5 protein-coding genes are annotated in these 8228 nt (G+C 47.8%); 2 read left to right on the forward strand and 3 right to left on the reverse strand.

Translation table 11 applies throughout. The features are described from left to right. Nucleotides 1–155: 155 nt before the first annotated feature. Together dnaN and AC5JLP_RS01090 are read right to left on the reverse strand one after the other, a co-directional pair. Entirely contained in the window at nt 156–1328 is a 1173-nt protein-coding gene (gene dnaN / locus AC5JLP_RS01085; RefSeq protein WP_496066044.1) for a DNA polymerase III subunit beta, read from the reverse strand. 811 nt (nt 1329–2139) lie between these two features. Further along, nucleotides 2140–4038 carry a PA14 domain-containing protein gene (locus tag AC5JLP_RS01090; protein ID WP_496066045.1) on the reverse strand — a complete coding sequence of 633 codons (1899 nt, stop codon included), beginning with the start codon at nt 4036–4038 and terminating at the stop codon, nt 2140–2142. Between the two features lie 775 nt (nt 4039–4813). Here AC5JLP_RS01090 and dusB point away from each other — a divergent pair. Then, entirely contained in the window at nt 4814–5983 is a 1170-nt protein-coding gene (dusB, locus tag AC5JLP_RS01095; RefSeq protein WP_496066046.1) for a tRNA dihydrouridine synthase DusB, read from the forward strand. A gap of 382 nt (nt 5984–6365) precedes the next feature. On the opposite strand, the gene AC5JLP_RS01100 is transcribed toward dusB, so the two are convergent. Next, nucleotides 6366–7193 (reverse strand): Uma2 family endonuclease, encoded by an 828-nt coding sequence (locus tag AC5JLP_RS01100; protein WP_496066047.1) that lies wholly within the window; start codon nt 7191–7193, stop codon nt 6366–6368. A gap of 124 nt (nt 7194–7317) precedes the next feature. On the opposite strand from AC5JLP_RS01100, the gene AC5JLP_RS01105 reads away from it, so the two are divergent. Continuing rightward, entirely contained in the window at nt 7318–8046 is a 729-nt protein-coding gene (locus tag AC5JLP_RS01105) for a hypothetical protein (RefSeq protein WP_496066048.1), read from the forward strand. Nucleotides 8047–8228: the final 182 nt, after the last annotated feature.

Genomic DNA, 8228 nt, shown 5'->3' on the forward strand with positions numbered 1-8228 from the left:
CAAAACCAGTCTCAGCTTTTCTTGTATCAATTTCTGTTCGTCGAACTCACGTTAATCAAGAGAAGGTAATAAAAATCTTCTGCTCAACTTCTCCTTGATTAGATTAGAGCTGCAAAAGTTATTGTTTTGTGACAGCTTGTTATTAGCTTGAAGATTTAAGACCTAACTTGTACAGGCATGACGAGGTAGGTCATTTTGATGCTGCCGAGGGGGGTGACGATCGCAGGACTCGTGGCGGTATTCAACTGGATTTGAATTTCGGTGGTGGCGATCGTCTTCAGGCCATCCATTAGATACTTCACGTTAAACGCCACATCCAGGTCATCACCTGTAATCTGTGCCGGAATGGTTTCCTTACCGCTACCAACATCCTGAGCATCTACCGATAGCGACAGCAGTTGATTAGTGCTATCCAAAGTCAGCTTGACGATGTTGTTTTTCTGATCTGCTAGCACTGCAATACGTTCCAAGGCGCTCAATAACAAGCGACGTTCTGCCGTGATTTGACGTGAGAACTGCCGTGGCACAAGTTGGCGGTAGTTGGGGTATTGCCCCTCAAGCAAGCGACTGGTGAGACGCTGATCTGTCCATTCAAACACGACCTGGCTCTGGTCGAAATGCACAGCCACATCGCTACCTGCTTGCCGCTCTAGCATTTTGGTCAACTCTTGCAGTGCCTTGGCTGGAATCGTGACATCTAGAACGTTTTCTTTTTCCAAAGCCTTTGCGGCTTTTCCTGTCTCAGTCGCATCAGCATCCACCGTTTGCACCACCGTGAGGCGATGACCATCCGTCGCTGCAAACTCTAAACCATCGGACTGCATAGTCAGGTGAACACCTGTTAGTACTTGCTTGGTTTCATCACTGCTGGCAGAAAAAAGTGAACTCCGTAGACCTTCAATCAGGCTTTCAACAGGTAGATGGGCCACTTCGCCGCCTTCCACGACTGGCAACTCAGGAAACTCATCGGCTGACATCCCGCGCACTTGATAGTGCCCCGATGCGCAAGTTAGCGTGGTCAAAAAGCTTGCATCCGTGGTGCCATCCGCTTCATTCTCTAGTGTGATGTCGCCCTCTGGTAAGCGTGAGACAATATCGGTTAGAAGCTTAGCAGGCAAGGTCAACTTGCCGCCCACCACAATCTCCGCCGGGAAACTGGTTTGAATGCCGAGGCTGAGATCGAATGCGCTCAGCCTGATTTGCTGAAGCTCTTCATCGGCATCCAGAAGAATGTTTGCCAAAACCGGGTGGCTGGGGCGAGACGAAACAGCGCGGCTGACAAGGGAAAGGTTCGTGCTAAGGCTGTTTTGAGAGCAAACCAGTTTCATGGGAGGTTGACCTTTGCGTTAGAAGAGCAGGCGTTGAGGGAAAAGTAGCGGTGAGTGAGATCGAAGCTCGGTCTAAAAGCGTGAAATTAGAAAGGCAACCACTATCTGTAGCGTGTTGAGAGCGTTGTCTGCGTATGTTAGCACCCTTGTTTTGAACAATCCACCCTGTTTTTTCAGGCGATTTACGAGTCTTGTCTATAATCCGGACTTAAGTAATTCTTATTTAAACAGTAGTAGTAGGGGTTGTGGAAAATGTGGAGAAACGTATGAATGGCGACTGGTTAATTCTTTGAGACGGCTCCAAGCCTGTGGAAAACGTGTGGAAAAATGCCCGATCTTTACACAGAGTATTTATACCTAATTTCCTTTTCCACGATCGCCCTGAGTTCTGTACAAGTTTTCCACACTGTTTTCCACAGAAAAGTTTAAGGTTTTCCACACGGATTCGATCGCTTTACAAGGCGTAATCGAAAAAATTGATAAAAATTTATATTTTCTAAAAAATAGCGAAGCTTCTCCACACCCCCAATGCTGACTACCAATAAGCGAGGCTGATCGATTGACATTGATAGGCATGACAAAAGGAACGAAGACCTTAGTTTTCGTTCCCAAGCTGTTTTGAGTAGAACTTACGTCTTTGGACCCCAAACCCTCAACCTTGGGGCGTAATTGGCTCGGTTCCCCTAGATTTGGGGCTGGGGCCAAAGATGACCGCTCTTGCGTAAGTCCTATCGAGAATTTCTAGCACTGCTTCTGAATGCTTTGAGATAGTTGCATCAAGGAAACCAACGCAAGGAGATCAGGCAACGCCTTAAACCAATGTCGTAGCTGCTGTTGTGGTTGGTGATGCAGACAGCTTAACTACCATCGGTGCGTCTGTCACACCAAGGGTCAGTTGCGTTGGTGCTGCGAAAGTTGCTACAGGCGCGGTCGATTGATTGGGGGCATACGCAGTCGCCTCTCCTACAGGAGTATTGAAGTTGAGTGTAACGGTCTGTCCTACTGTTTGATCGGTACTAGGAACTTCAAGCCAAAGGACAAGATAAAACTCACCATTGCTCTTTTCCAAAAGTGTGTGGTGCAGATTTTGAGTGTTGCCGCCAATCGAGTAGTTGAGCGTACCTAACGTTGTGGCGGTCGTCGTTGTGGTTGCGGGCGTTGCTGGTGGATCGTTGAGCAGACTGATGAGATTCTTCAGGGCCGTGTAGGCCGGTTTAGGTGTGCCGTCGCTTCGAAGCAGTCCATAATTGTTTTCGCTATTATTGGGGTCTGCTTTTTGGTCAAACAGCTCATAGGAGAAGGTGCGAGAAACGCCCTGATTGAAGCTTTCTAAAAAGAGCCGAGGAATATATTTGCCTTGAACAGCTTCGGTGACGGGACGATCGGATGTAGCGCTGCCAGTTGAGTAGCCCACTTCGGTGGCAATCATCGGTTTGGTACCAAAGGGGGTCGATCGTAGGGCATAGTCTTTAGCAAGGCTACCGTCACCAGGATTTTTAGGATTGTTGTAGGGATGGAAGCTCCCATAATCAACCCACTGGCTCAGATCACCCACTGCGCTACTGGAGTTAGCATACACAAACGAGGGGCCAATGACGGGAATATTGGCAGTGGCCGGATCGGCATTGAGTGCTGTATAAACATCGCGTGTAAAGTTGCGCAAGTAACTAATCCAGCCGTTACCTGTGACGGGTTGACCGTTCTGGCTATACACATAAAAGCTAGAGAAAAGGTCAAATTCATTCAGAATCTCAACAGCCTCTACCCCATTTGCCACCAGATTTTTGACAAAGTTGACTACCGTATAGCCCGGCGATTTGATGTCGTAGGAGGCATCGGGACCAACGCCAATGTTGGGGTCAATGACCAGAGTTGATTTAATGCCAAGGCTGCCTAATTCGTTGATGTGCTGAATCCAGGTAGGGTCGGTGCCACCATCGCGGATATGTCGAATGCCTAAGTCAAGCAGGCTTTGTTTAACCAGCGCATAGTTGCCATAGGCCGTATCGTAGTAGCGAAGATGGGTATTAACGCCGATCGAATCCACAAATGAATTGGCACTTTTAGCTGGTTCACCTGTAGCAAAAGCAAGGGTGCTAACCCCTTGAAAAAGCTGGCTGGCTGGAATAATCTCCTTAGCTTGGGTCGGACTAGACCATAGCAACTGAGCCGTTGCACCACCTGTGTTGTCGTAGTACTCCAATTTGATGTCGGTTGCTTGCCCTGCTGTCAACGCGATCGAGCCACTGTTTTCTGCTACGTCGTGGTCTGTCCAGTTATCAATCAATAGCTGACCATTAACCCATAGGCGAATGCCGTCATCCGATCGCGTGTAAAAGGTGTACGTTTCCGATGTTTTTGCCACAACCTGCCCAGACCAACGTACTGCAAAGCCATCGGCTGGCACGATCGAGTTTGGGGCATTCGTTCCCCACGTAAAATTTACGGTCGGGTCAATTTCTGACCACTTCAAACTAGCAAAATCTTTGCCCTGATAATACTGCGCCCGCAGCCCAGACTGATTGGTGGCAGTGGCAGTGGTTGCCGCAGAGGTTGTTGTAGGGCTGCTGCTAGCGGTAAGGTTGCCAGTAGAATTAGCCGTTAAGCTACCCGTCTGAGTGGTCAGGGTAGAGGTGGTGACTGCATTAGTGCTAATGCTTGTACTCAGATCAGAGCTGCTCGTTGCAACTGCGACGTTGGAATCTGACACTGGTAATTTCCCTACTAAACGAACTTGACGCTAATTAGCCTTCCCAAAGCAGCAAATTACTGAACCGAGATGTACGTTTAATTTGCATTGAGTGACTATTACGGAGTGAGCTGTTTGTCGGGAACACACAAAATTGGCCTACAGGTGTTTACGGATTGAGATTGCTCTGCGATCGCTAAAATGCGTCTTAGAAGTGCTGCGTAAAGCCTCAGATGAGACGCCAGCATTTTCTCTAGAAAAACACAATCAACTGCAACATCCGCGACTAACTTTTACCATGAGTTTTCACAAATCTCAACCCCTTAAGAGAAGCTGTGATACTAAAAGGCTATTTTGACATGGAGTTTTTGAATACCTTCTAGCGTCAAAAATCAATTCCTTCCATAGAAGATTTTGGAGCGTTGACAATATTTGATGGCACAGAAAAATTAGCGATAAAAATTTTTTATAAGCCTGAAAGCGGCTAAGAGAACTGTTGTCATGCTTTTAGCTGGATGAGTGCAGCCATGAATCTGGCTTAACAATCTTATAGAGAAATTGGATGGGTTTGGTTGTGTTTGCGTCTATGACTGTTCATGTGTAAGGTATCTTCTGCATTGACATCTTCACAGAAACTTTAAGATGACTTACGCCTTTTGATGAAAGCTTCGGAGATTTAAGCGACGACCTTTGGTGACAAAGCTTGATTCCTAGTTTAGACCTCTGAGACTTGCGTAAACCCTATTAGATTTGCATTCAATCTGCACGATCGCACTCATCCAAGCATGTGAATAGAATGGCGATCACAATTGTTGCTGCTCCGTCTCAATTAGATACAGCCGTTTTTGCAAACGCAGCAACGACTAAGATGAGATTAGTGATTATTGGATTCGTTGGTTCGATGCTTTCCCTTTCTCCTACCCTCAAAGCGCGACTATCTACACCATTAAAGATTGGACACTTTGAGGTGAACAGTCGCGTATTGCAGTCACCGCTATCGGGTGTGACCGATCTCGTGTTTCGGCGGTTGGTGCGTCGTCATGCGCCAGAGTCGATGATGTATACCGAGATGGTGAATGCGACAGGGTTGCACTACGTCAAGGATCTGCCCATCATTATGGAGGTAGACCCCAACGAGCGTCCCATCAGTATTCAGTTGTTTGATTGTCGTCCCGATTTTTTGGCAGAGGCTGCGCAAAAAGCGGTTGCAGAAGGAGCCGATACGGTAGACATCAACATGGGCTGCCCGGTAAACAAAATTACCAAAAATGGTGGCGGTTCGTCACTATTGCGCGATCCTGAAACGGCAGCAGCGATCGTGCGTTCCGTGGCGCAAGCCGTGGACGTGCCTGTCACGGTTAAAACCCGCATCGGCTGGACGGATAAGGAAATCACCATTCTGGACTTTGCCAAGCGCATGGAAGATGCAGGCGCACAGATGATCACGGTTCACGGACGGACGCGATCGCAGGGCTATAACGGTAACGCCAAGTGGGAATGGATCGCACGAGTGAAAGAAATCCTGTCGATTCCCGTGATTGCCAACGGCGATATTTTCTCGGTAGAAGCAGCGGTAAATTGCCTGGAGCAAACCGGAGCCGATGGCGTGATGTGTTCGCGCGGCACGATGGGCTATCCGTTTTTGGTCGGCGAAGTCGATCACTTCTTGAAAACAGGAGAGGTGAAGCCAACGCCTACCTCTGTTGAGCGGCTTCAGTGCGCCCGTGAGCATCTGTACATGCTGTGGGAATACAAAGGCGATCGTGGAGTGCGTCAGGCACGCAAACACATGACCTGGTATGCCAAAGGGTTTAATGGTGCGGCAGACCTGCGAGGACAGTTGAGCACGATCGAGAACGTGCAGCAAGGCTTGGATTTGATTGATCAGGCGATCATTAAACTTCACCAGGAAGTGGATCAATTTGAATTAATCTTGATTGATCGGAGCAAGGCTCTAGCCTCCTGATGCTGTTGGTATTCGACAAAAATTCTTGCCAACTGTATCTTCACGTAAGTTGATAGAGGATCTGATAGACTCGCGAAAAAAGCTGATCTTTGAGAGTAGTTATCGAGCTGAGTAAACGGACACAAAAAGTACAACCCTTTCTATGTTCACAAAACAGCGTGATGCCGAATCCTTTACCGTTCTCATCAAGTACGTGGAGATGTAATGCTTTTACATTTAGAGTGGCACCTAAAGAATCTGTGAATGTCCCAGAGCATTTAATTGTTTTGGGTGGTTTGGAAGACATGTTAGGAGCATCTCTTGATAAAAACCAAGTGTGCACAGTTCAAATGTGTCTTTATGTCAATACCTGCTCTTTGCAGTTACCTAATGTTTTTTCAGTTTAATCCAGCAAAGTAGGGTCAATGCCTAGCGCATTTAGTTGATCAGGGGTGAGCGATCGGAGCTTTTCGGTAAGTTGCTGTCGCTTCTGCCGTTCTAGGTCTGCCCGTTGCCGCTCTTGTTCGGTGCGCTGCCGTTCCCGCATCACTTCCTGCTGTTCCAGTTCTGCTCGTTCGTCGCCTGTCAGCAATAAGGTTCCCTCAGCATCCCACCAACGGAGCCAGGGCAATTCCACATTCTGATAGCGTCCCTGCCAGATGCCGAGTTCAACGCTTAATGGTGCAATAGGATAATGTCCGCGATCGTTCGGTGTCATTCGCTGATAGACCGTATCAACCAGATGGTAAACCTCTACCTGCGCTTTTTCGACTTCGTAAATGCCGTAATAGGGTACTCGAATTGCCTGCTCATAAACCCAAAATTTGCCGACCTGTCCCTGCGATGGTGGAGTGCAATCTCTTTCTTCTGCCCCACTACCAGAGACAAATTCCAGCACAATCAACGGGGCAACATATTCCTGCCACAGCACGTACGATCGACGCATCTTGCCATCCAACGTTGGTGGCACGTTGGGGACATAGAACCAATCCGGTGCTTCGGCTCCACGTTCGGGTGGATCAGTCAAGCGCCAGTAAATGCCGGAATCTTGCCCGATCGCGTACTGTCCATCGGAATGATGTTGATCCAGCACAGGTTGAATGGAGTCAGTCAGTAAGAGACTCTGAGGATGCTCCTGAAAAATTTTCACAAACGTACCGTCTGACTCTGGCAACTGCGTGTGGTCAGGTAAGGTGAGGGCTGATCCAGTGGCGCTAGGTGAAGCGGTCATCGACTCAAAGATTGGCCTAGATTCATTGTATAGCGGTTGTCATGTGGCTGAAGCTCTTTGTGGTTTTGCTGACGTAATGTCTGACAGCAAAGATTCTAGGGTGATTTAGACAAGATTCAGTAAGATGCAAGTGACGATCGAAGCCATTGAATGCGATGAAGTGAATGTAATGAAGCCCGAAGTCCTTACTGCGAGCATTGCTGCTATTGTTGCGGTGATTAGCGCGATCATCAGTCTTTACGGTCAAAGTCGGATTGCCCACTTAAACGATCGACTGACCAAACAGCGCGAAGCCGCATCGCGGGAAGCTCAGACGGCTACTTTAATGTCTAAGTATCGTGATCCGTTGTTGCGATCGGCGATCGATCTGCAAAGTCGCCTGTTTAACATTCATCAGAACAGGTTTCTAGAGCGTTTCTACCGTGAATCACCTTCTGCACAGAATTATGCACGTTACAACACTCTCTATGTTGTGGCGGAGTATCTTGGCTGGGTAGAGATTCTACGCCGAGAGATTCAGTTTTTAGATTTGGGTGATCTAGAACAAAATCGTCGCCTGAGTGAACTGCTAGCCAGTATCAATCAAGCCTTTGGAGGGTACAAACCTGGAAGCAATTTTCGCCTCTTTAATGGCGAGCAGCGAGCGATCGGAGAAATTATGACCATTCCTCGCTCCAACAGTGAGGTGATTGGCTATGACTGCATCGGTTATGCAACGTTTGTCAAGAAGATGAGTGAGTCAGAGTTTTCAAGTTGGTTTACAAAACTAGGAGACGACATTGACGTGATAGCAAATGCCTCAAAGGTTGATTTCGCAAGGCTCGTCTTGATTCACAGCAAGCTGATCGATTAAATCGATCAGCTTGCTGTGAATCAAGTGAGAGTGCCACCAAGGCACCGAACCAGGATTGAGCTACCACAAGTAGACGTACACAATCAATCGACAATCTCTTAGAGCTATTAGTTATCAGCTATCAGCTTTGGCTCAATAGGTGTTGCGGGGAGGTAAAACGAGGAAGCATAGACTAAGATGCT

This window comes from Stenomitos rutilans, from assembly GCF_059505485.1.

Bases quoted from the DNA above. Each gene is read 5' to 3' on its own strand.
- AC5JLP_RS01100 (WP_496066047.1), bottom strand. From the start codon at position 7,193: ATGACCGCTTCACCTAGCGCCACTGGATCAGCCCTCACCTTACCTGAC.
- dnaN (WP_496066044.1), bottom strand. From the start codon at position 1,328: ATGAAACTGGTTTGCTCTCAAAACAGCCTTAGCACGAACCTTTCCCTT.
- dusB (WP_496066046.1), top strand. From the start codon at position 4,814: ATGGCGATCACAATTGTTGCTGCTCCGTCTCAATTAGATACAGCCGTT.
- AC5JLP_RS01105 (WP_496066048.1), top strand. From the start codon at position 7,318: ATGCAAGTGACGATCGAAGCCATTGAATGCGATGAAGTGAATGTAATG.